Source organism: Neobacillus sp. NPDC058068 (assembly GCF_042885335.1).
In the GTDB taxonomy this organism is placed as follows: Bacteria; Bacillota; Bacilli; order Bacillales; family Cytobacillaceae; genus Neobacillus.
On the sequence record NZ_JBHVSI010000004.1, the window covers coordinates 1 to 22,653 of the forward strand.

17 protein-coding genes, 1 tRNA gene and 1 rRNA gene are annotated in these 22,653 nt (G+C 40.9%); 4 read left to right on the forward strand and 15 right to left on the reverse strand.

Going from position 1 to position 22,653, the window contains the following annotated elements; all coding sequences use genetic code 11:
* Together ACFVSW_RS05915 and ACFVSW_RS05920 are read right to left on the reverse strand one after the other, a co-directional pair.
* A 16S ribosomal RNA gene (locus ACFVSW_RS05915) occupies window positions 1-81 on the reverse strand; the annotation flags it as partial.
* A gap of 368 nt (window positions 82-449) precedes the next feature.
* Window positions 450-1,352, reverse strand: coding sequence for a DMT family transporter (locus ACFVSW_RS05920; RefSeq protein WP_387313446.1), 903 nt, complete (start codon window positions 1,350-1,352; stop codon window positions 450-452).
* Between the two features lie 114 nt (window positions 1,353-1,466).
* Between ACFVSW_RS05920 and ACFVSW_RS05925 the strand changes: the two genes are divergently transcribed.
* Together ACFVSW_RS05925 and ACFVSW_RS05930 are read left to right on the forward strand one after the other, a co-directional pair.
* Window positions 1,467-2,162, forward strand: coding sequence for an MgtC/SapB family protein (locus tag ACFVSW_RS05925; RefSeq protein ID WP_387313449.1), 696 nt, complete (start codon window positions 1,467-1,469; stop codon window positions 2,160-2,162).
* An 85-nt stretch (window positions 2,163-2,247) separates the two neighbouring features.
* Window positions 2,248-2,320, forward strand: a tRNA-Ala gene (locus tag ACFVSW_RS05930).
* Between the two features lie 93 nt (window positions 2,321-2,413).
* Here the strand turns inward: ACFVSW_RS05930 and ACFVSW_RS05935 are convergent.
* Entirely contained in the window at window positions 2,414-2,593 is a 180-nt protein-coding gene (locus tag ACFVSW_RS05935) for a hypothetical protein (RefSeq protein WP_387313452.1), read from the reverse strand.
* 56 nt (window positions 2,594-2,649) lie between these two features.
* Between ACFVSW_RS05935 and ACFVSW_RS05940 the strand changes: the two genes are divergently transcribed.
* Entirely contained in the window at window positions 2,650-2,976 is a 327-nt protein-coding gene (locus tag ACFVSW_RS05940; protein ID WP_387313454.1) for a DUF485 domain-containing protein, read from the forward strand.
* Window positions 2,976-4,520 (forward strand): solute symporter family protein, encoded by a 1,545-nt coding sequence (locus ACFVSW_RS05945; RefSeq protein WP_387313456.1) that lies wholly within the window; start codon window positions 2,976-2,978, stop codon window positions 4,518-4,520. Before ACFVSW_RS05940 ends, ACFVSW_RS05945 begins: the two co-directional genes overlap by 1 nt.
* Window positions 4,521-4,563: 43 nt before the next feature.
* Here the strand turns inward: ACFVSW_RS05945 and ACFVSW_RS05950 are convergent, their stop codons facing one another.
* From ACFVSW_RS05950 to ACFVSW_RS06005, 12 genes are all read right to left on the reverse strand, one after another.
* A complete protein-coding gene (locus ACFVSW_RS05950; protein ID WP_387313458.1) occupies window positions 4,564-5,940 on the reverse strand; it encodes a DEAD/DEAH box helicase in 1,377 nt (458 codons plus the stop codon).
* 116 nt (window positions 5,941-6,056) lie between these two features.
* Window positions 6,057-6,818: a DeoR/GlpR family DNA-binding transcription regulator gene (locus ACFVSW_RS05955; protein WP_387313461.1), complete on the reverse strand. Its 762-nt coding sequence runs from the start codon at window positions 6,816-6,818 to the stop codon at window positions 6,057-6,059.
* 363 nt (window positions 6,819-7,181) lie between these two features.
* The gene (locus ACFVSW_RS05960; RefSeq protein ID WP_387313464.1) at window positions 7,182-9,251 is read right to left on the reverse strand and encodes a bifunctional aldolase/short-chain dehydrogenase; all 2,070 of its coding nucleotides are present in this window, start codon (window positions 9,249-9,251) and stop codon (window positions 7,182-7,184) included.
* A 193-nt stretch (window positions 9,252-9,444) separates the two neighbouring features.
* A complete protein-coding gene (locus tag ACFVSW_RS05965; protein WP_387313467.1) occupies window positions 9,445-11,235 on the reverse strand; it encodes an L-fucose isomerase in 1,791 nt (596 codons plus the stop codon).
* Window positions 11,236-11,255: 20 nt separating this feature from the next.
* Window positions 11,256-12,725 carry a rhamnulokinase gene (locus tag ACFVSW_RS05970; protein WP_387313470.1) on the reverse strand — a complete coding sequence of 490 codons (1,470 nt, stop codon included), beginning with the start codon at window positions 12,723-12,725 and terminating at the stop codon, window positions 11,256-11,258.
* Window positions 12,726-12,749: 24 nt separating this feature from the next.
* Complete coding sequence (locus ACFVSW_RS05975) at window positions 12,750-13,400, reverse strand: class II aldolase/adducin family protein (RefSeq protein ID WP_387313472.1); 651 nt, start codon at window positions 13,398-13,400, stop codon at window positions 12,750-12,752.
* Window positions 13,401-13,418: 18 nt separating this feature from the next.
* Window positions 13,419-14,402, reverse strand: a complete 984-nt coding sequence (locus ACFVSW_RS05980) for a Gfo/Idh/MocA family protein (RefSeq protein WP_387313475.1) — start codon at window positions 14,400-14,402, stop codon at window positions 13,419-13,421.
* A 58-nt stretch (window positions 14,403-14,460) separates the two neighbouring features.
* Window positions 14,461-15,417 (reverse strand): ABC transporter substrate-binding protein, encoded by a 957-nt coding sequence (locus ACFVSW_RS05985; RefSeq protein ID WP_387314091.1) that lies wholly within the window; start codon window positions 15,415-15,417, stop codon window positions 14,461-14,463.
* Window positions 15,418-15,509: 92 nt separating this feature from the next.
* A complete protein-coding gene (locus ACFVSW_RS05990) occupies window positions 15,510-16,493 on the reverse strand; it encodes an ABC transporter permease (RefSeq protein ID WP_387313477.1) in 984 nt (327 codons plus the stop codon).
* A gap of 37 nt (window positions 16,494-16,530) precedes the next feature.
* Window positions 16,531-18,036 carry a sugar ABC transporter ATP-binding protein gene (locus tag ACFVSW_RS05995; protein ID WP_387313479.1) on the reverse strand — a complete coding sequence of 502 codons (1,506 nt, stop codon included), beginning with the start codon at window positions 18,034-18,036 and terminating at the stop codon, window positions 16,531-16,533.
* Between the two features lie 249 nt (window positions 18,037-18,285).
* Window positions 18,286-18,717, reverse strand: coding sequence for an L-fucose mutarotase (gene fucU, locus ACFVSW_RS06000; RefSeq protein WP_387313482.1), 432 nt, complete (start codon window positions 18,715-18,717; stop codon window positions 18,286-18,288).
* Between the two features lie 240 nt (window positions 18,718-18,957).
* On the reverse strand, window positions 18,958-22,644 hold the full coding sequence (locus ACFVSW_RS06005; RefSeq protein ID WP_387313484.1) for a glycosyl hydrolase family 95 catalytic domain-containing protein: 3,687 nt from the start codon (window positions 22,642-22,644) through the stop codon (window positions 18,958-18,960).
* Window positions 22,645-22,653 lie beyond the last annotated feature (9 nt).

The following is a 22,653-nucleotide window of genomic DNA, read 5'->3' on the forward strand; positions in this document are numbered from 1 at the left end:
GCTCCCAAAGATTCGCTCGACTTGCATGTATTAGGCACGCCGCCAGCGTTCGTCCTGAGCCAGGATCAAACTCTCCAAGAAAGTTGATTAGCTCAATTGTTACGTTGGCTTAGTTTTTTTAAAAAACTAAAAAATATTGTTTGTTGACGTTTTTGTTTGTTTAGTTTTCAAAGAACAATGTATTTACCAGCGAAAAAATATTATTGTTTTCTTCGTGGCTTGTACTCTCTTTTTTTAATCAGCCGCTTTAAAGCGACCTCATTAATTTATCATATTCAACTTCGTAATGTCAACAACTTTTTTAATTTCTTTTTTTCGTTGTTTGACTCTCTCGAAGAGGACGAGATTTAATATAACATGAAAAAATAATGATTGCAATATAATTTTAAAAAGTTTTTTCAAAATGGTTTTCGCAATCATCATTTATCATAATACGAGTGAAATCATTACTATTTTTCCACTATTTTATTTAATTTCGCTTTTTTCCTTTCAGACATGACAAATAACAGAATTCCGCCAATTACAATTAATCCACCCAAAACTTGAGTCCAAACCACATTTTCATCTAATAAGTAGTAGGCGAGAACTGCGGCTCCGACTGGTTCGAATAAGATCGCCATTGAAATGGTCGAGGTACTGAGCCATTTTAACGACCAATTGAATAAGGTATGGCCAAGTAGATTTGGAATAAGGGCAAGCAAGATGAAACATACCCAATCTTGTTTTGGGTACGGAAATAATGGCTGACCCGCTGCCAAGACATAAATTAACAGGGTGATCGAACTCATAAAATAGACGACAAATGTATATGTAATAAGTGATAGCCTTTTTCGAACATCTTGACCAAATAATAAATAGGCAGTAATTAAAGCACAGGCGATTAGGGCAAGTAAATCTCCAATTAGTGCATTACCGCTAATTCGGAAATCCCCCCAACTAATGAGGACACTCCCAGCAATAGCAATGATTCCGCTGATAATCGCCTTACCCGAAAATTTCTCCTTGAAGAAAAAATAGGTTCCCACAAATGCAAATAAAGGTTGCAGGGTAACAAGAACTGTTGAACTCGCTACCGAAGTGTAGTTTAAGGACTCAAACCACAGGATAAAATGGAATGCCAGTAATACTCCTGCAATGGCTGAAAAAAGCCAGTCCTTTTTGGTGATATGACGAAACTCGGAAACATATTTCGTTAGGAAAATAGGAAGCATGAGTAGGACAGAAAAAAGTAAACGGTAAAAAGCAATAACTCCTGATGGAGCTGAACTCAGCTTTACAAAAATGGCCGATGTCGATACCGAAATCACACCAACCGCCAGTACGAAATATGGATTAATTTTTGATTCTTCCATGACGATCTCCTTTATAGTACTATAAGTTTGATTTCATTATTTTACTGTTATTAAATCATTTTTACTATATAAATACATTATATCAATAGAACTTAACATTGGACGTGAATTTAGATGAGTAGTATTGATATCGAAATTTTAATGAAGTTAGGAATTTCTGCTGTCTTCGGGTTAATAATCGGTCTCGAACGAGAGCTAAAAAGAAAACCAGTCGGCTTAAAGACGAGCCTTGTTATTTCCACCGTAAGCTGTCTACTGACCATTGTTTCAATTGAATCAGCTTATATGTTCCCTGATTCGGATCATGTTAAGATTACAATGGACCCGCTCAGGTTGGCAGCCCAGATTGTATCGGGCATGGGCTTTATAGGTGCTGGAGTCATCTTAAGGAGAGGCAATGACAGCATTTCCGGGCTCACGACGGCTGCGATGATCTGGGGGGCGGCAGGAATTGGAATTGCCGTTGGAGCTGGATTTTTTATAGAAGCATTTGCTGGTGTGGCCCTGCTTATTATTAGTGTTGAACTAATCCCTTATTTAGTGAAGTTCATTGGCCCTAAACAATTAAGGGAAAAAGAAATCATGCTCCAACTTTTTATTAAGGAAAAAGTCCAAATCGATAAAGCCATTTCTTTAATAGTAGAAAAAAAGTATATCATTCGAAGGATTCGCATTAAAGATTTAGACAACGGAGATCATCTCGTGCAAATATTAGTTGCTGTAGATTATCGTGAAAAGACAACGGATGTTTATTTTTTTATTTCAGAATTAGAAGGAGTGCGGAAAGTGGAAGTTGAAAGCATGAGGTAACACTAAAATTTTCTTTCCGCTTTTTTTTAAATTCCCTCTTGCAAGAATCAGTTTTTACAGATATAATTTTTCTTGTACCAAACAAGGGGGCTTAGCTCAGCTGGGAGAGCGTTTGGCTGGCAGCCAAAAGGTCAGCGGTTCGATCCCGCTAGTCTCCATATTAAACAATAAAAAACCCTAGTCATATCAACTATGACTGGGGTTTTTTATTGTTTTCGCATTGTTCCATACTGGAGCTTGATAGTAGGCCTTTAGGAGCATTTTCCTCTTTTTACAATTTCTTCTTGCGTATTTATTTCTATTTCTACTATAATTATAAACAAATTATATTTATAAAATTTAGAAAAATCTGCATTTAAGAAGGTGAGTAAAGCAAAATTTTCAACCAAAATGCCGCAAACTAATTTTTTCAGCAAATGACCAATCAGCATTGTCTTTTTAACCTCAGATTTGAACAAAGGGTTTTATACGAGAGGGGGAGCTTCCATTGGAAGCACGAAAAACAAAGGCTTATTCTGAAAGCGATTACAGTTCCATTGTTCAATCACCATCATTCCAAGCATTACTCTCTGAAAAGAAAAAATTTATTATCCCGGTCACGATTTTCTTTTTTTGCTTCTATTTTGCCTTACCTATTTTAACTTCCTATTCCACCGTGTTAAATCACAAGTTTATCGGCAGTATTACCTGGGCTTGGGTTTTTGCTTTCATGCAATTTGTTATGACCTGGGGATTGTGCATGCTTTACTCTAAAAAAGCGGCTAAATTTGATGAATTAGCGAACCAGGTTATTCAAGAAGGGGGAAATCGCTGATGAACACTTCTGCTTTTATCATGTTTCTTGGAATCGTTTTTGTAACGTTGATCATTACATACTACGCTTCTAAAAAAACAAAAAATGCTAGTGAATTTTACACGGCCGGCGGTGGGCTAACGGGCTGGCAAAATGGACTAGCCATTGCCGGGGATTATATGTCGGCCGCTTCCTTCCTAGGAATTGCCGGTGCGGTGGCCTTAACGGGGTTTGATGGCTTCTTTTACAGCATTGGTTTCCTAGTTGCCTATCTGGTTGTGCTTTATTTAGTAGCTGAGCCGTTAAGGAATCTCGGAAAATATACGTTTGCCGATATGATCGCCTCACGTTTTGATGCCAAAAAGGTTCGCGGCTTTGCCGCAATGAACACGGTAACCATCTCGATTTTTTATATGATTGCTCAGCTTGTCGGTGCAGGTGCACTTATTAAATTATTATTAGGCTTGGATTACACAACATCTGTTTTGATTGTTGGGGTTTTGATGACAGTCTACGTAATTTTTGGCGGCATGCATGCAACGAGCTGGGTGCAGATCATTAAAGCTGTTCTTTTAATGGGCGGAACCTTCTTAATCTCGATTATTGTTTTGGCCAAATTTAACTTCAGTATTACCGATATGTTTGCGCAAATGAAAACGGCAACACCTTTGAAGGAATCGTTCTTAAATCCAGGGGTTAAATACAAGATTGGTCTTGATACCATATCATTAAATATGGGTCTTGTGTTAGGTACTGCCGGGCTGCCGCACATCTTGGTCCGCTTTTTTACCGTAAAGGATGCGAAAACAGCTCGTTCTTCTGTCGTCTATGCCACATGGGTGATTGGAATTTTTTATGTAATGACAATCTTTCTAGGCTTCGGAGCTGCCGCCTTTGTTGGTAATTCTGCCATTGTAACGGCAAATCCTGCCGGGAATATGGCTGCACCTCTGTTAGCAAAAGCGATTGGCGGCAATATGATGTTTGCCTTTATTTCAGCAGTCGCCTTCGCAACAATCCTAGCTGTTGTAGCCGGGCTTGTTTTGACAGCCGCTTCGGCGTTTGCCCATGATTTCTATAATGAAATCCTCCGCAAAGGAAAGGCTACGGAAAAGCAGCAGGTTAGTATGGCACGCTGGGCCGCGATCGGAGTTTCGGTTATTTCGATTATTCTAGCATTAGGGGCACAAACACTGAACGTTGCCTTCCTTGTATCCCTAGCTTTTGCAGTGGCAGCCAGTGCAAACTTACCTGTTATCATTTATACCATCTATTGGAAAAAATTCAATACAACTGGCGCCGTATGGGCAATGGTCGTTGGACTTATTTCCGCAATCGGTCTTGTTATCATCAGTCCGAATGTTTTCAGTCCAGAGGCCGGTAAAGCTATTTTTGTCGGCAACCCGATCTTCCCTTATTCAACACCAGGAATTGTCTCTATCCCGCTTGGATTTTTAGCAGGGTATCTCGGAACCCTCTTCTCCAGTCAAAAAGCTGATGTGAAGAAATACGAGGAAGTGCTAGTAAAATCAAATACGGGAATTGGGATGGCAAATAACCGCTAAATAAAAGTGGGACTGAAGTTTTTCTCAGTCCCACTTTTATTTATCATTTTGGATAACTTCGTTTCGTTTTACCGCTTGATTTACGAGCATCTTCCCGTTTATTTTTTGGGGGTGCTCCTATAGTAGTTTTGTTTCTTCTTTTATCTGGACCAGCTTTGGTTCCCCGTTTTTGCCCGCTTCTATTCTCATTCGGGCTCGAATGCGTTCGATTCCGCGGTCCGCTTTTTTGATTTTCCCTCGCTGTACCTCGTTTATCACTCTTACTATTAGGCAGGCCACCGCGCGAATTGTTTTCGCTCTCCTCAGAATTACCTGTGTCCTGCTTTTGAATGGTAATATGCAGTTCTTTTTCAATCATAGTGAGCACAGGTACATTTGCTGATGTATATAATGTAATCGCTATGCCGGTCATTCCCGCTCTGCCCGTTCTTCCAATACGGTGAATATAGCTTTCCGCATCCTCAGGAATATCGTAGTTAAACACATGGGTAACCCCTTCAACATCGAGTCCCCTGGCAGCTACATCGGTTGCTACTAATAATTGTGTCTCAGCATCTCTAAAGCGTTTCATCGCCTGTTCTCTTTTAGCTTGTGACAAATCGCCATGCAATTCATCACAGGGAAAACCGTGGGCTTTAAGCGCATCATAAAGTTTGCTTACTCTCCGTTTTGTCCGGCAAAAAATAACCGCTAAAAACGGCCGATGCGTTTCAACTAAGTGAATGAGCGCTGCTTGTTTCCCACGGTCAGTTGTATGAATGGCAAGCTGTTTGACATTGTCTGCCGGTCCTTGTGTTTTTTCCACCTGAATGTATTCCGGCTCACGCATATGCTTTTTGGCCAATTGGCGGATTTCCGGCGGCATCGTTGCCGAGAATAACATTGTTTGTCGTTCAGTCGGTGTTTCCCTAATAATATCTTCCACTTCACCAAGAAAGCCAATATGAAGCATTTGATCTGCTTCATCTAAAACAAGGAAGGATATTTCTGATAATCGGACTGTTTCTCTTCTTATGTGATCCAACAGCCTGCCGGGTGTTCCAACGACAATTTGCGGATTCTTCTTTAGTTTTTTTAGCTGTTTAGCAACATCCTGACCGCCATACACAGCTAAGACATCGACACCCTCAATATCAGCGATCAATTTTTCAATTTCTACCGTGATTTGCAACGCCAGTTCTCTTGTAGGAGTCACAATGAGCGCTTGAACATGCCCTGCATCCCGGTCTATTTTTTCAAGAATTGGCAGGATAAAGGCAAATGTCTTCCCTGTTCCCGTTTGCGCCTGGGCAATAATATCGTTCCCTTTCATCACAAGTGGAATCGCTTGTTCTTGGATTGGTGTCGGTTTAGCGACACCATGGCCGCGTAATTTATCTACTACTACTTCTGAAATACCTAATTCTAAAAAATCTGACAAAACTACCCCTACTTTCACATTTCCTATCCATTAATATTGCGTGTTTATCGTCATAATTGCAAATATCAATCTGTTAAATGGAAAAGGAGTGAGCTTCTTTTGAAGATGTGTGGCCTCTAGTTAACAATTTTCAACTTTATCTTGTTTTCTTCCAATTGCTTTTTCGTATTTTTAGCTATTTTTGAATCAGTAATAATCGAGTCGACATTTGAAAGCGAGGCAATTTGTGAAAAAGCGCGTGTTCCAAATTTACTGGAATCAACCATTAAGATTGTTTTATCTGCGGTCTCCATCATTTTCCCTTTCAATAAGGCTTGCAACTCATTGGAATCACTTAAACCATTTTCAAGATGAACTCCTTTGCAAGAAAGGAATGCTTTATTAACGTGATAAAAACTAAGAGAGCGTTCTGCAAGCGGTCCTACATATGACAAAGAGCTGGACAGTAATTGTCCCCCAGTAGAAATGACTTTTATTTGCTCCTTTTTACTTAGCTCGATGGCTACTTTTATGGAATTAGTCACAACTGTTAAAGGGATATCCGGCAATTCCTTTGCTACATACCAGGCTGTAGAACTTGCGTCAAGAATGATTTGGTCACCCGGCTCTATGAGTTGAACTGCTTCAACTGCTATCGCTTTCTTTTCCCCTACATTCGTGATTTCCCTTTCCAGATAAGAAGGCTCAGATTGATCCTTCTCAACACTTACTGCACCGCCATGACTCCGCATTAATAGATTCTCTTTTTCCAGCTTCTCAAGGTCACGACGAATTGTTTCTTCCGTTACGGAGAAAATTTTGCTTAGTTCGGATACCCGAATACTTAAACGGTCATTTACTAGTTCTACAATCTTTCTCTGTCTTTCCGCTACAAGCACTAGCCCTACACCCTTCCTGATCATAACAAAAGTGGATTTATTTTGATATTCCTTTATTTATCTGTCATTTCCCAAAATAATATATCATAACTTTTGAAAAACAAAAAGACAATCCTTAAAAATAGGCTGTGTTAAAAGTGAATGTTGATTTCCGTTCCAGGCGCGAGCGGTTCGCGGGGCGGGCGGTGAGCCTCCTCGGCGCTAAAACGCCTGCGGGGTCTCACCTGTCCCGCTGCTCCCGCAGGAGTCTCGCGCCTTCCACTCCAATCAACATTGTGCTCAAGATCAACAATGTTCTTTAACACAGCCTAAAAATAAGACCCCAACAAATAGTGGAGTCACCAAATTGATATTCTAATCATTTTATCTTGTAAACGCAGCCGGTACACCGCCATCAACGGTTACCATAGATCCAGTTGTTTTTTCTGATTTTGAAGAAGCAAAGAAGGCTATTGCTTCGGCAATATCTTTTGGATAAATGTTCACAAGCAATGTCGTACGTTTACGGTAATGTTCTTCTAATTGGTCAGGGTGGATTCCGTATGCTGCAGCACGTTCCTCACGCCAGCTTGACCCCCAAATCGCTGAGCCTTGGAGGACCGCGTCCGGAAGAACTGAATTCACACGAATTCCGTACTGACCGCCTTCAGCTGCAATACATCTGGCAAGGTGGGTTTCAAGCGCTTTAACAGAGCTATAGGCCGCTGCATTTTTTCCGGCATAAATTGAATTTTTCGACCCAACGAAGACCATACTTCCGCCAATTCCTTGCTGCTTCATTTGCTTGAATGCTTCGCGGGCAACTAGGAAATAGCCAGTTCCTAAAACATTCATATTTAAATTCCATTCTTTAAGGGTGGTTTCGTCGATTGGACTTGATGTTGCAAGACCGGCATTGTTCACAATAATATCTACACCGCCAAAACTGAGGGCAGTTTGGTCGAACGCTGCATGGACATCATCTTCTTTTGTAACGTCCATTTTAACTGCAAGGGCACGTCCTGTTCCGTACTTTTCATTAATTTCTGCAGCCACCTTTTCTGCACCTTCAATATTCAAGTCCGCAACAACCACATGGGCACCTTCCGAAACGAAGCGGCGGCAAGTTTCACTGCCAATTCCGCCGGCGCCCCCAGTAACAAAAGCTACTTTTCTAGAGAATTCAGCTTCAGCTGGTGCAAGTGTTAACTTATACAGTTCTAATGGCCAATATTCTACGTTGTAGGATTCGTTTTCACTTAAAGAAACAAAGTTTCCAAGAGTGGTAGACCCTTTCATAACTGCAATTGCCCGATGGTATAATGCACCGCTTACTCTTGAATTCGCGACATCCTTACCGGTATTTACCATGCCGATTCCAGGGATAAGAATCACTCGTGGAGCTGATTCAAACATTTTATCGCCTTCATGCTTATTGCGCTCAAAATATTCCTCGTATTCTGCTTTAAAGCTGGTAATCCCATCTTTTACACTTGCAATTAGCGCTTCGACAGCCATTGTTTGTGGATTCCAATTAATATAAAGCGGCACACGTTTTGTATGAACAAGGTGGTCAGGGCATGCTGCACCTACTTGGGATAGTTCTGATGCCTGATAGCTATTAACAAATTGGAGGACGTCCTCACCACGGTCATAGGTTAATAGCATTTTCTTTTCACCGCTTACGGCACCGCGAATAATAGGCATCACATTAGCTAGAATACTAGTCGCTTCTTCTTTAGAAAGAGATTCATATTTTTGCCCGCCAAACAAGGAGACTTCATTCATTTTTTCATTTATAAACTGTTCTGCTTCGCTAATGATCTCAATCGTTTTGGCATAGGACTCCTCTGACGTTTCTCCCCATGTGACCAGTCCATGCTTTTCCATTAAGACAAGTTCCGCATTCGGGTTATTTATTACCCCTTCTGCAATCATTTTTGAAAGGGTAAAGCCAGGGCGTACATACGGAACCCAGACAAAACGATTGCCAAAAATCTCTTCAGCCAGCTGCTTGCCATTGTCTGCACAGCAAAGGCTGATGATGGCGTCTGGGTGGGTGTGGTCCACATGTTTAAAAGGCAAGAATGCATGGAGTAATGTTTCAATCGATGCCCTTGGATGTTTACTGTCAATCATACAATGTGAAAGATAGGCAACCATCTCTTCATCTGACATTTCCTCCCGTTCAAATAATGGACGGATATCTTCTAAATTTAGGCCAGTGAAATTAGGTGCTTTCATGGTTGCTAAATCAGAACCGCTTCCTTTAACCCACATAACCTCAATATCACGGCCGCGGAAATCCTTTTCAACCGTCTTCATGGATGTATTACCGCCGCCCCAGTTACACACCGCACGATCTGACCCGATTAAATTAGAACGATAAACTAGTTCTTCTACCCCTTTGGAAAGCAGAGAGGCTTTTTCTTGATTCCAGTGATTTTTAACCATCCGAATTCCCCCGTTTCATATTTATAATTTTCTGTTTCTATTATAAAATACTTCCGTTTATTTTTGAATATAAAAATATTTTTTTGTTTACGTTTATTCATTTTTATTTAATTTGGATATTATTTTTTCAAGCCCAACTTCCGTAATAAAAACCCCTGAATGGTGAATCAGGGGTTTTATACCAATACGTTTTTTAACGATATAAAGGACCAAAATTTTGGCAAGCCCTGAAATCGGCACCCTCCGGATCTTTAGTACCGAACATTCCCCACGCACTTGGTCTAAAAATTTCCTTCTCGTCAACATTATGCATATTCACAGGAATTCGCAGCATGGAAGCAAGTGTAATCAGTTCCCCGCCAATATGACCGTAACTCATTACACAATGATTTGCTCCCCAATTATTCATTACAGAATAGACATCTTTAAATACCCCTTCACCCGTTATGTTTGGTACAAACCAAGTTGTCGGCCAAGTAGGGTCAGTACGCTCATCAAGCGTATCATGAACCTGATCTGGCAGCTCAACTGAGTATCCTTCCGCAATTTGCAGAACTGGTCCAAGTCCTTTAACAAGATTAATTCTTGCAATGGTCACTGGCATACCGCCCTTTGTTAAGAAATCACTTGAATAGCCGCCACCGCGGAAGTATCCAGTGGATGCTGGTCTCCAACTAATAACATCCAAACATTTTTGCGCTTCTGCCTCAGTAATTTCCCAGAATGGCTTAATTACTGGTTTGCCGTCCCTCGTTTGTTCTCCTGTGCCATCAAGGGCTGCAGGACCAGAATTAATCAAATGAATAAATCCGTTTTCCGCCATGCCTTCAGGTTTATACCCTGTTACACGTTCCACTGCTGCCGGACTCCAATATGTTCGAACATCCGCAAACACCTGAGCAGTATTTGTTAGTAAATGGCCAAAAAGCATCGTCACACCGTTTAGGCTATCATTTTCTGTCGCAAGAAGGTATGGCGGACGGATACCGTTCCAATCGAAAGAGGAATTTAAGATTGCCTCCATAAAATCACCGTTCGGGAAATGGTCGGTCCATTGCCGCTGCCCTTGGAATCCGCCAACAATTGCGTTATGCCCCAATGCTTCTTCTCCAAAACCAATTTCCGCTAATCTCGGATTTCCAATCATTAAGTCGCGCGCAATCAGTGCCATTTTTACACTAACTTCCCAATCCCGGTCCTTTTCTTCTCGTGACTTCTGCATGTCCTCCGGATTATTATCGGGACCTTCCTTACAATTTTCTTTCACCCAGCTTAATGCTCGTTCATACTCTTCTTGATCATAAATTTCCTTATCCATTCTTCTAATAAACTCAGAACTATCAATATATTCATTTCTCATACCGAGATATTCTTGGAAAAAGCTCTCTTGCACCATGCTCCCGGCAATCCCCATTGAGACGCTGCCCATTGAAAGATATGATTTCCCTTTCATGGCGGCTACTACAAGCCCTGCTTTGGCAAATTGAAGCAGTTTGTCTTTTACATCATCTGGAATCGTAGTATCGCCGACGTCTTGAACATCCTTACCGTAAATTCCAAATGCAGGGATACCCTTTTGGTTATGTGCTGCAAGGACGGCTGCCAGATAAACCGCTCCCGGGCGTTCAGTTCCATTAAATCCCCAAATCGCTTTCGGGATATCTGGTGTCATATCCATTGTTTCTGAACCATAGCACCAGCAAGGCGTGACAGTAATGGACACCCCAACACCAGCTCTGGCAAACTTTTCTGCCGTCTGGGCAGCTTCTGCTACTCCGCCGATGCAAGTGTCAGCGATAACACATTCAACAGTCTCACCATTATAATGCTTTAAGTTTTCAGTTAAAAAATTAGCAACTAATTTTGCTAGATTCATTGTTGTTTCTTCTAATGATTCACGAACACCATTTCTTCTTCCATCTATTGTTGGTCTAATACCGATTTTCGGTAATTGTCCATAATATCTGTTCTTGATTGTATTCATTGTAAATGTCTCCTTTTTATCTATTTTAAAAAGCGAATAAAGCGTCCATAAGCATCTTGCCAGTCAGACTGATTTTGCGGTTCATAAGTCTTCAGTGGAAACGATCGTTCAACGATTTCTCGTCCTTCTTTTAGATTCTTGATTTCTCCAAGGGCAATCCATTGAGATAAAGAATTGCCAATTGCACTTGCTTCAATTGGACCGGCAACAACAGTGCGATTTGTCGCATTAGCGGTAAATTGACAGAGGAATGGATTCTGAATTCCTCCTCCACCCATATGAATAACTTTTATTGGGTTACCTGTTAATTCTTCCAATCGCTCGATAACCCAGCGATATTTCAATGATAAGCTTTCCAATATACAGCGCAGGAAATCACCGTTCGTCTCAGGCGGCAGCTGTCCTGTTTTTATACAGTAATCCCTGATTTGTTTTGGCATATTTACTGGATTAAAGAAATCAGAATCATCAGGATCAATAAACCGTTGAAAAGGCTTGGTATGCTGTATTAATTGACCCTCTTCTTCATAAGTAATGTGCTTCCCTGCTTTTAACCACGCTGATCGGCATTCTTGCATGAGCCATAGTCCCATCGTATTTTTAAGCAGACGGTATTCGCCATCCGCTGTTCCTTCATTTGTGAATCCCCATTCCAATGCTTTTTCAGTTACGACCGGCTCACATACCTGGACTCCCATCAAAATCCATGTTCCACAGCTCATGAAAGCAGCATTGTCTGTTTTAATTGGTAATGCTGCAAGGGCGCAAGCAGTATCGTGGCCTGCTCCAGCGACAACTTTAACCGGTGAAATTCCTACTTCTCGATTAAGCGAATCAAGCGTTAAGCCAAGCACCGTTCCCGTCTCAACGATATTTGCCATTAATTTCGTAGGTAGGTTTACTTTTTCCATAAGTGAAAAATCCCAATTACGCTGCTTGTAATTATATAAAGATGTAGTTGTACTTATCGTGTATTCATTGGCTTTTACACCGGAAAATAAATAGCTAATTAAATTTGGCGTCAATAAAAGGGAAGCCGCTTTTTCAAGCAAGTCAGGATTTCTCTCTTGAATCGCCAACAGCTGACAAATGGTGTTTATGGCCGCCGGTTCTATACCCGTCAGCATGAAAAGTTCTTCCTTTGAGGTTATTTTTAATAGTTCTGTTAAACTATCTGTAGTTTGTGGATCTCGATACGAATAGGGATTTCCAAGAAGCTCACCAGTTGCCGAAAGCAATCCGAAATCCACTCCCCATGTATCGATAGATAAACTTTCAATCGTCTTATACCCCTTATGAATACTTTTTACCATGCCATTCTTCATTTCTTGATAGATTCTGAGAATATCCCAATAATAGTGGCCCGTTAACTGGACTGGATAATTAGGGAAGCGATGGATTTCTTCCAGATGCAGGCTTCTTCCATCAAATCCACTGACCATTAGGCGGCCATTTGATGCACCTAAATCGAAAGCCCATACATTTTTCATTCATTCACGCCCTTTGGGAAAAATTCAATTAGAATCTTTCAACAGCTCCGATCGATATTTCTCAGATGATAGATTCCTTAGCGCTTGGCATTCTTCTTCTGTCAGAATCCTTGGCACTCCGACAGTTGAAGCAATGGTATAAACCTTAGCCGATTCTTCAACGATCTGCATAAAGAAGTAGGCTTCCTTCATCGTCTTTCCAACTGTAAGGACTCCGTGATTCCTCATTACAACGACATCAGTCTCCGGAATCACTTCAGCAACTGCGTCCGCCAATACTTCTGTTGTTGGAATTAAGTACTCTAAATAAGAAACATTTCGAATCATCGCCGGAAAGTCTGGAAATAGACTTGGAATATCGTGACCGGCAGAAGAAACGCCGACTGAATAGCTTGGATGTGCATGGAGAACTGCTGTTATCTCTGGTCGTTGACGAAAACATTCAAGATGCATCAAAACTTCAGAAGAAGGTTTTAATTGATCTAATACTTCGCCAGTTTCAATGTCTACCCGGACCCATTGATGATCTTCAATTTCTTGAAGATCAAAGCCGCTTGGGGAAATATACATAATATTTCCGTCACGCATACTTAAATTTCCTCCTGCCCCAACAACGAGGCCCGATCTTACAATTTTATCGGCATACTCCCTTAAATCCTTGATGACATTTGACAAACATCTCACCTCTTTAAATTATTGAACTGGCTGGTTTGTTAATTTTTCTATTAGTGAATCAATGACTTTTAAGTTGGCCAAACTATCCTCACCTGTGTAACTAGGTTCTCTGTTGTTAATGATACAGTCGGCAAAATGTTCTACCTCTAATAAATACTGATCACCGTTAATGATGAATTCTTTGTATTCATTGTCCAGGTAAATCTGTACCATTCCATTACCAGCATTTAAATCAGGTCGATAGGCATACGGTACACGGATAGTTCCCTTAGTCCCAATAATCTCATATTCATGTTTTAATGTTGCATCAAAACTGCACATAAAAGCTGTATATACGTTACCAGGAAAAAGCATCACGGCAGCAGCTGATGTATCTACGCCATCTGGATTCATATCACCAAGGATTGCCATATTTAATGGCTCTGTCCCCAATATATAACGAATTGAATTTATACAATAACAGCCAATATCATAAAGGGCTCCGCCACCTAAATTAGGATTTAAGCGGATATTTCCAACCCGATCTTCCATATAGAAGGAAAAATAAGCTCGCACCATTTTAATATCGCCAATGACCTTTTCAGTTAATAACTCCTTTACCTTTTTATGTTGGGGATGGAAACGGTACATGAACCCTTCCATAAAGATAACCCCGTTGTTTTTACAGGCAAGGATCATTTCCTCTACCTTCTTTGGATCCAATGCCGCCGGTTTTTCACACAACACATGTTTTTTCGCCCTTGCTGCCTTAATTGTCCATTCATAATGTGAATTGTTCGGTAATGGAATGTAGACAGCCTCTATGGAAGAATCCTTCAGTAACTCTTCATAACTCTCATAGAAATTTGGAATATGAAATTGTTCAGCAACATCAGCAGCTTTTCCACTACTACTGGCTACGGCATAAACTTCACCATTTGAAGACTGTTGTATTGCAGGAATTACCTGTTCGACCGCGATGGTTGCGGTGCTTAAAATACCCCATTTTATTTTTCTGCCCATTGCAATCCCCTCTTATAGTAAGAGGATACTCTTTATTTGAGCATCCTCCACTTATTACTTATTCGTAAAGAACTGCCTTAATTTTTTCGTCATCAATATTAGATTTATCGTAATAGTAGAAACCGGTATCAATATTTTTCTCAACTGTTTTTCCATTGATCGCGTCGACCGCAGCCTTTACAGTTTCGTAACCTATTCCAATTGGGTTCTGCGTAATAGCTCCTGCCATTAAACCATTTTTAATCGCATCAATTTGCTGTTTTCCAGAGTCAAAGCCAATTACTACTACGTCTTTCTTATTCATTTCAGAGACGGCATTTACAACACCAATCGCGGAACCTTCGTTGGTACCAAAAATACCCTTAAGATTTGGATGTGCTTGCATAATCGCCTTGGCAGCATCTGTCGATTTTAGATGGTCACCGCCGCCATACTGAATGTCGACAATTTTGATATCCGGATATTTCTGTTCGATTTGATTTTTAAAGCCATCACGGCGGTCTTTACCAGTTTGACTCACTTGGTCATGAGCTACTATGGCAATTTCACCTTTTCCACCAATTAATTCAGCCATTTTATCTGCTGCAAGAGCTGCGGCTGCACGGCTGTCAGTTGCAGCTGTCGCCAACGGAATTGGGCTGTCCACACCCGAGTCAAAAGCAATAACTGGAATTTTCTTATCTTTAGCTTCTTCTAAAAGCGGTATGGCTGCCTGGCTGTCTAAAGCGGCAAATCCAAGTGCCGCAGGCTTTTTATCAAGTACTGCACGAAGCATTTCAATTTGTTTATCTACTTGTGATTCGCTTTCAGGGCCTTCAAATGTAACCGTTACATCAAACTCTTTTGCCGCCTTTTCCGCACCTTGCTTTACAGCTTGCCAGAATTGGTGTTGAAACCCTTTTGAAATAATCGCAACATAAGGTTTTCCATCTTTCTTTCCACCACTTTTAGAATCATCTGTGCTGGAGCCTGTTTTGTCAGAGCAGGCACTTAATACTAAAGAGAATAAAAGCATGGCACCTAGAAAAATACTACTTATCTTCTTCAAATGATATTCCCCCTAAATTTTTTATATTATTCTCTTAAAAAGAGATTAATACCGTCAGTTTATTTTGATTTTTTATTTCTTATTACGTCCGCATATACGGCGAACAAGATGACTGCGCCGACAACTACAGTCTGCCATTCCTGCGGAACGGATAAAATCCGCAGACCATTTGTTAGGACACTCATAATTAAGGCGCCGATTACTGTACCTAGAATCGTTCCCTTGCCACCGCTTAAGGAAGTTCCACCGATCACAACTGCAGCAATCGCTTCCAATTCATAGCCTTGACCTAATGCAGGTTGTGCTGAATTCAGGCGAGAAGCCATCACAATACCAGCAACCCCTGTAAAAATCCCGGCAATGATATAAATAATAACTTTCCACTTGTTCACATTGACACCTGATAATCGAGTTGATTCCTCATTACTTCCAATTGCAAATGTATACCTGCCAATGATGGTTTTATTTAAGAGAATCCCTCCAATGATTGCCATTAGAAAGAAAATCACAACCGCATTCGGAACTCCGGGAATCGAATTGCCCATTGCTATTTTTGTGAAGCTGCGAAAAGAAGTGAAATAGATTGGAGCTGCTCCTGATATGACAAGAGCCAAACCTTTTGCAATCATCATCATCGCAAGTGTTGCGATAAATGGCGGTATCTGCATTTTAGAGATTGCTAAACCGGCTAGGAATCCTGCAAGTGCACCGGTTAAAATCCCGCCAATAACTCCAACAAAAATCGGAAGTCCCATACTTGAAATAAAAATCCCTGTCATGACAGAACATAGCGTCATAACGGTTCCAACCGATAAATCGATCCCACCAGATATAATGATAAACGTTGCACCTAAAGCAAGGATTCCAATAACGGATGTTGAAAGAAGGATTCCAATAATATTGTCAAATTGAAAGAAATTCGGCGAAGCTAACGAAAAGAAAATTACAAGAACTATTAAACTGGCAAAGGCTAAAAATTGCTGAATCGCATTTGATTTCAATTTGATTTTTTTCTTTTCAGGTGAAACTATTTGTGCCTCCATAACTACACTCTCCCTCATCAAGTCTGGTGCCCACGAATTAACTAACCACTCGTTTAGTTGCCAGGGTCATGATTGACTCTTGGCTAATATGTTCGTCATTTTTAAGTTTTCCGGTAATCCTTCCCTCACACATGACAATAACCCTGTGACTCATTCTTAGGATTTCGGGGAGCTCTGAAGAAATCATGATAATCGATTTTCCTTGTTCTGCTAAATTGTTTAATAATTTATAGATTTCATCTTTTGCACCAATATCGATTCCTCGGGTTGGTTCGTCAAAAATTAATATTTCAGAATCCCTTGTTAACCATTTACCGATGACAACCTTTTGCTGATTTCCACCTGAAAGATTTTTGACCAACTGGTTTACGGATGGCGTTTTGATTTTAAGTGATTCAACCATTTCAGCAGCTTGATGATTTATTTTTGAACCGTTCATAAATCCCATGTTTACATAATCCTGCATTGCGGCAATCGCAACATTTGCTTTGACATCCATCTCAAGCATTAAACCGTATTGCTTTCGATCCTCAGATAAATAGCCAATACCATTTTGGACAGCATCAAACGGCCTCTTCATTTGAACCTTTTTTCCTTTAATAAAGATTTCACCTGAATCAATTGGGTCGGCACCAAATATCGCCCGGGCCACTTCCGTTCTTCCCGCCCCCATCAGCCCAGCAAAACCAAGTATTTCACCCTTATGGAGTTCAAAGCTTACATTTTTAATCGTTGAACCCCTGGTTAAATTTTTTACTTCAAGCACTTTTTCTTTGCTTTCAACTTTTATTTCTGGTTTTTGATTTTGATAGATTTGCCGCCCGACCATCATCGAAATAATCTGGTCGATAGTGGCCTCATCTGTATTCACCGTGCCAACATAGGTACCATCTCTCATAACAGTAACCCGGTCGGTAATTTTCTTTAATTCTTCCATCCGATGAGAAATGTAAATGATCCCAACCCTCGCGTTCCGTAATTTCCTAATCATTGTAAATAAAGAATCAATTTCGGACTCAGTTAATGCTGCTGTTGGCTCATCCATGACCAATACTTTTGAATCAAAAGAAAGTGCTTTTGCAATTTCAACCATTTGCTGCTTCGCAACAGATAGATTTTCAACCTTTTCACGTGGGTTTAAGTTAATATTTAAGCGATCAAATAACTTTTGAGTGTTAACATTAAGCTGCTTCTCGTCTAAAAACAGATTAAAACCTTTTTTAGGCTCTCTCCCAATAAAAATATTTTGGGCGACGGTCAGATCTGGGGCTAGATTTAGTTCCTGGTGAATAATACTAATTCCTAGTCCTTGTGCTGTCTTTGTATCCGGGACAGCTATTTCTTTCCCCTGATAAACAATAGATCCTTCGTCCTTTTGATAGATACCGGTCAAAATCTTCATAAGGGTAGATTTCCCAGCACCATTTTCCCCCAGAAGAGCATGAACCTCGCCTGAATTCAACTCTAAGTCGACATTCGATAGTGCTTGTACTCCCGGGAAAGCCTTGCTGATCCCCTTCATTTTAAGAATAATTTCACCCATAATCCCACCTGCTTACTTATCATTTTATGTAATCGGTTACAAATTGAATTTTAAGAAAAACAGTTATAAATCCATACAAATCCAAATAATAAAACAAAAAATATCTGTATTTATTTTGATTTTAATAAAAATACGAAATAAAATCAATTGAATTTTTAAATAATTTAAACATTACACTATTCATATATTCCTAATTTTTTTAAATATAACTAGGCCTATTTTCATACTCTATACAGGTTGTTATTTCGTTTATTCAACTACTACCCCTTTTTTAAGGAGTATATTGGCATATAGAGCGCTCTCGCCTGTTGCCACGATGGCAAAAGCCTTTTTCGATCTTTCGTAAAATGCAAACCGCTCAACCATTTCAAAGGAAGTGAAATCTTGATCATATTTTTTTATGGCTGAACGATAATCTTTCCAAATGGTTGGGGTGGCAGGATCTCCTTCGACAACCTGCATTAATGAAACAGGATTTTCACTGTATGTATCTAAAGGGAAAAACTTTAATATCGCATCTAACAATTCAATAATTCCATGTCCATCACACCTAATTAATCTCGATGCACATGATGCGGCTGGGAAATTACCGTCTGCTAAGACAATTTCATCACCATGCCCCATTTCTAACAAAACCTTCATAAGCTCTGGGCTAATAATTTTCGGTATTCCTTTTAACATGATAGTCTCCTTTTCTATTTTTATTTAATACTGTTTCCTTCTGTTTTCCTTTATTTTAATATAAATTAACATTTTTTTCATCCATTTTTAGAATATTTAATCTCCTTTCAATAATAAATAGTCCTATGAAAAAGTAGTATTAATAATTTCATAAAAAAAGAGACACGATTGCTAAACTTCAACAAACGTCTCTCTATTAAAAACTATCAAATCTAAACATTTTCTAAATTCTAGCTGTATCTATTTCCATGTTTCCAATAACGTATTTACCTGATTATTTAAATCGTCCTTGGCCCCGGCAGTAATGTACTTATCCATTGCTGGATTATTCAGATGCCTTAAGAAATCACCCATTTTCTTCGCAGCTTGTTCCTTCGAACCTTTGTTTAATTGATGTTCGGCTTGATCTAGGCTGTTGCTCAGTTGAGTAATGAGCGGGCCTTTCAGATAACCTGAGGAGGAATACTTTTCTATTAAACTACGGATTAACTCAATAACCGGCTGCAATTCATTAATAGCTGCTTTCAGGTTAGCCGCAGCGGTATTAACTTGAGCTTGAGTCGCGTTTGCATCGTTGTTTACCGTAATCGCTTCCGTTAACGACTTTTGCAGCGCTTCCCACGAGTTACTGTTATAATGCTCCGCCTTTAAGATTTCCGCGGTGTCGATTGTGTTCCCAAGGACCGTTTTGTCGATGGTGCTGTAAAATTCGAGCTCGCTCACATTAGCTCTCGATCCGTTCGTACCAACAAGTCGATAGTAGCGGTATGTTGTCGCATTATGAAAGGAAATGGCGTTCCATCCCGGCTGCGGTGTGTCAGGAATCGTGTATAGATCGACAAATCCGCTGCTCGTCGAAGTATTCGACCCTTGAATTTTCGCCTTTTCCATCCGGCCCTCGAAATCTTTTCGCGGATAGAATTTGATCAGGTTCACTGCTTTCGCATTCCCCGCGCCAAAATCCCAGCCAACATACGGTGTCGCTGTACTATGATCGTAAAAAGTTTCCGTTTTACCGTCAAAGACATTCGTCGGCGGATATGTCCCCGAATTTGTCGATCCAAAAGGACTGCCATTGCCGGCGACAGTTAATTTGGTCAGCGGAGACAGATTCTTGAAGGTAATCGCCATTTCTACTGGATTACCTGAAAGTGTTGTGGCCGCTACTTTATACGTACCTTCTTTGTTAGCGTATAATAATCCGCTCGAATTGATGACGGCGTCATTTGTCGGCTTTCCATCTAAATCGGTAACTGCCCATTTCACAGCGTCTCCCCATGGTTCATCAGCCTGCAGCTGAACTGTGCTGCCATAAATGGTCGTGTAGCCAATAGGTACGCTTACAGTTAGTTTTGGTTCCGGTATGTTAGCGAGAAATGGATTTGTCACAACATAGGTCTTTTTAGCAATGGTATTAAATTGGATCGTATCGCTATTTATCGTTTTAAATGTGACCTTGGACCCATCTGAAGTTGTGATTTTCATTTTACTAATATTCGGATACTGGATCGTAACAGGTTTACCAGAATCTGATGTAATCTTCGCTGTCGCTAAATGTTTCTTTTCCCACTCGATATCGACCCCGAAGTTCCCGCGTGCTCGCAAACCAGAGAAGCTGCCGCCTTTAGACCAAGCTTTTGGCAAAGCTGGCAAGAGGTTAATCACTGGTTTTTCCGCTGTTCCTTCATGGCTTTGCAGCAGCATTTCCGCGATTCCTGCCGTACCGCCCAAATTGCCATCGATTTGGAATGGCGGGTGCATATCAAACAGGTTGTTGGCCGTACTGACTTGAAGCAGTCCCATTACATTTTCATACGCTTTTTCGGCATCCTTTAAGCGGGCAAAAAAGTTGATTGTCCAGGCGCGGCTCCAGCCCGTTCCAGCGCCGCCATATTCGAGACGTCGGTCAATCGATTTCCTCGCTGCCTCAAACAATTCAGGCGTTTTAGCTTGAGTAATTTGTCTGCCCGGGTGTAATGCGAATAAATGCGAAACGTGGCGATGACCAGGTTCAGTTTCCTCAAAGTCCTCAATCCATTCTTGGATAGTTCCGCCGTAACGTTTGCTAAGCTGCATCGGTGGCAATTGCTTTAATGTATCTACCATTTTCGCGCGAAATGCCGGGTCTTCATTCCCGAGAATGTCGTTTGCTTCAATCACATGCGTTAACACTTCATTGATAATTTGAATGTCCATCGTCGCAGCGTAAGTCAGTCTGACATTCGAATTCGTCCCCGGCAGTTTGTAAGTATTCTCCGGCGAATAAGAAGGGGATGTGACCAAATATCCCGTTTCCGGGTGCTTAATTAGGAAATCGAGAATAAACTCCGCCGATTCCTTCATTAAAGGATAGGAAACTTGCTCCAGATAGTTCCGGTCGGAAGTATATTCGTACCGATCCCATAAGGATAGGGACATCCATGGGCCGCCCATCGGGAACATCCCAGAGTTGATTTGGTCGTGGATCCCGGTTCTGCCAAACGGATCCGTCAGATGATGGACTGTCCACCCGCCAGCATTATATAACTCGCGTGCTGTTATTCTGCCATTAACCGCTAATTTGTCCAAAAATCCAGATAATGGTTCTACCGTTTCGATTAAATTGGTCACTTCTGCAGGCCAATAATTCATCTGCAAATTAATATTCGTATGAAAATCGGACTGCCATGATGGGGAGAACTGATAATTCCAAATCCCCTGCAAGTTAGCTGGCAGCTTTCCTGGCGCCCGGGAACTTCCCATCAACAAATAGCGGCCGAACTGGAAATATTGAGCGATAAATTGGGGGTCCTTTACGCCCTTTTTCGCTTCCGCCAAACGCTGGTCCGTCGGTAAATGCGCATTGACCGCCTCACCTAAATCTAAATGAACACGATTAAACATCTCGCTATGATCGCTAACATGGTGATTTCTTAATTGATCATATGATTGTGTCTTTGCTTTATCTAAAATCCTTTGCGTAATCGAACCAGGATCTTTAGAAGGATCTAAGTCCATTTTTTCAAAATCATAATCCGTTGCTGCTGTAAGCAGGAGCGTCAATGAATCGACCCCGCTCGCAGTGATCTTTCCATCGTCCGAAGTTGTAACTGTTCCGCCATCGGGAATGGCCACCATTCGCGCTTCAAATCTCATATGTGCTCCACCGGGACCGTGTGGCGCGCTTTCCTCATCAATGATTTGTCCCTGAAGTGCAATCGTATTGTCCGCTATTTTGACCGGTTTGGAATCTTTATAGGTTCCACCAACAAAATCACGGGTGAGGTCAATCACGGTATTAATTTTTCCTTTTTGATTACTCGTCAGTCTCACGGCAATCAAATCATCCGGCGCGGAGGCAAACGTTTCGCGAGTATACTGGACATCATCCATGTTGTAGGTGACTTTTACAATTCCCGTTTCCATATTTAATTCGCGACGATAATTTGTTGCCGTTCCGTTTTTGCCAAAATCTAAATTCAAGTTACCTAGAGTTTGATAAAAACGTACTCTAGGAGGGGTGGATAAAAGATGTTTCGTCGCCAAAGCCTGAGCCTCAACGATTTTCCCTTCAAAAATCAACCGGCGGATTTCAGGAAGATTCTCTTTGGCACCGGGATTATTATCATTAATCGGCAACCCGCCCCAGAGACTTTCTTCGTTTAATTGAAGCCTCTCTTTGTGAACTTCACCATGAACCATTGCGCCTAAACGGCCATTCCCAACCGGAAATGCTTCCAGCCAGTTTTTTTCATACGGCTGATTCTGACCTTCGTGATACGGCGCATCCGTTTTCGCAGGGTGATCAAACCATAATGTCATTTCATCATTGGCTTTTCTATTAAATGGGTCTTGTTTTTCAATAACGTCATTTGCTGACCCGTTCATTGGTAAAAGAGAGACTAGCAGAATCATAACTAATATGAATGAAACATAGTTTTTCTTCAACTCATTATT

Bases quoted from the DNA above. Each gene is read 5' to 3' on its own strand.
- ACFVSW_RS05920 (WP_387313446.1), bottom strand. From the start codon at position 1,352: ATGGAAGAATCAAAAATTAATCCATATTTCGTACTGGCGGTTGGTGTG.
- ACFVSW_RS05925 (WP_387313449.1), top strand. From the start codon at position 1,467: ATGAGTAGTATTGATATCGAAATTTTAATGAAGTTAGGAATTTCTGCT.
- ACFVSW_RS05935 (WP_387313452.1), bottom strand. From the start codon at position 2,593: ATGCTGATTGGTCATTTGCTGAAAAAATTAGTTTGCGGCATTTTGGTT.
- ACFVSW_RS05945 (WP_387313456.1), top strand. From the start codon at position 2,976: ATGAACACTTCTGCTTTTATCATGTTTCTTGGAATCGTTTTTGTAACG.
- ACFVSW_RS05960 (WP_387313464.1), bottom strand. From the start codon at position 9,251: ATGGTTAAAAATCACTGGAATCAAGAAAAAGCCTCTCTGCTTTCCAAA.
- ACFVSW_RS05965 (WP_387313467.1), bottom strand. From the start codon at position 11,235: ATGAATACAATCAAGAACAGATATTATGGACAATTACCGAAAATCGGT.
- ACFVSW_RS05970 (WP_387313470.1), bottom strand. From the start codon at position 12,725: ATGAAAAATGTATGGGCTTTCGATTTAGGTGCATCAAATGGCCGCCTA.
- ACFVSW_RS05980 (WP_387313475.1), bottom strand. From the start codon at position 14,402: ATGGGCAGAAAAATAAAATGGGGTATTTTAAGCACCGCAACCATCGCG.
- ACFVSW_RS05985 (WP_387314091.1), bottom strand. From the start codon at position 15,417: ATGCTTTTATTCTCTTTAGTATTAAGTGCCTGCTCTGACAAAACAGGC.
- ACFVSW_RS05990 (WP_387313477.1), bottom strand. From the start codon at position 16,493: ATGGAGGCACAAATAGTTTCACCTGAAAAGAAAAAAATCAAATTGAAA.
- ACFVSW_RS05995 (WP_387313479.1), bottom strand. From the start codon at position 18,036: ATGGGTGAAATTATTCTTAAAATGAAGGGGATCAGCAAGGCTTTCCCG.
- fucU (WP_387313482.1), bottom strand. From the start codon at position 18,717: ATGTTAAAAGGAATACCGAAAATTATTAGCCCAGAGCTTATGAAGGTT.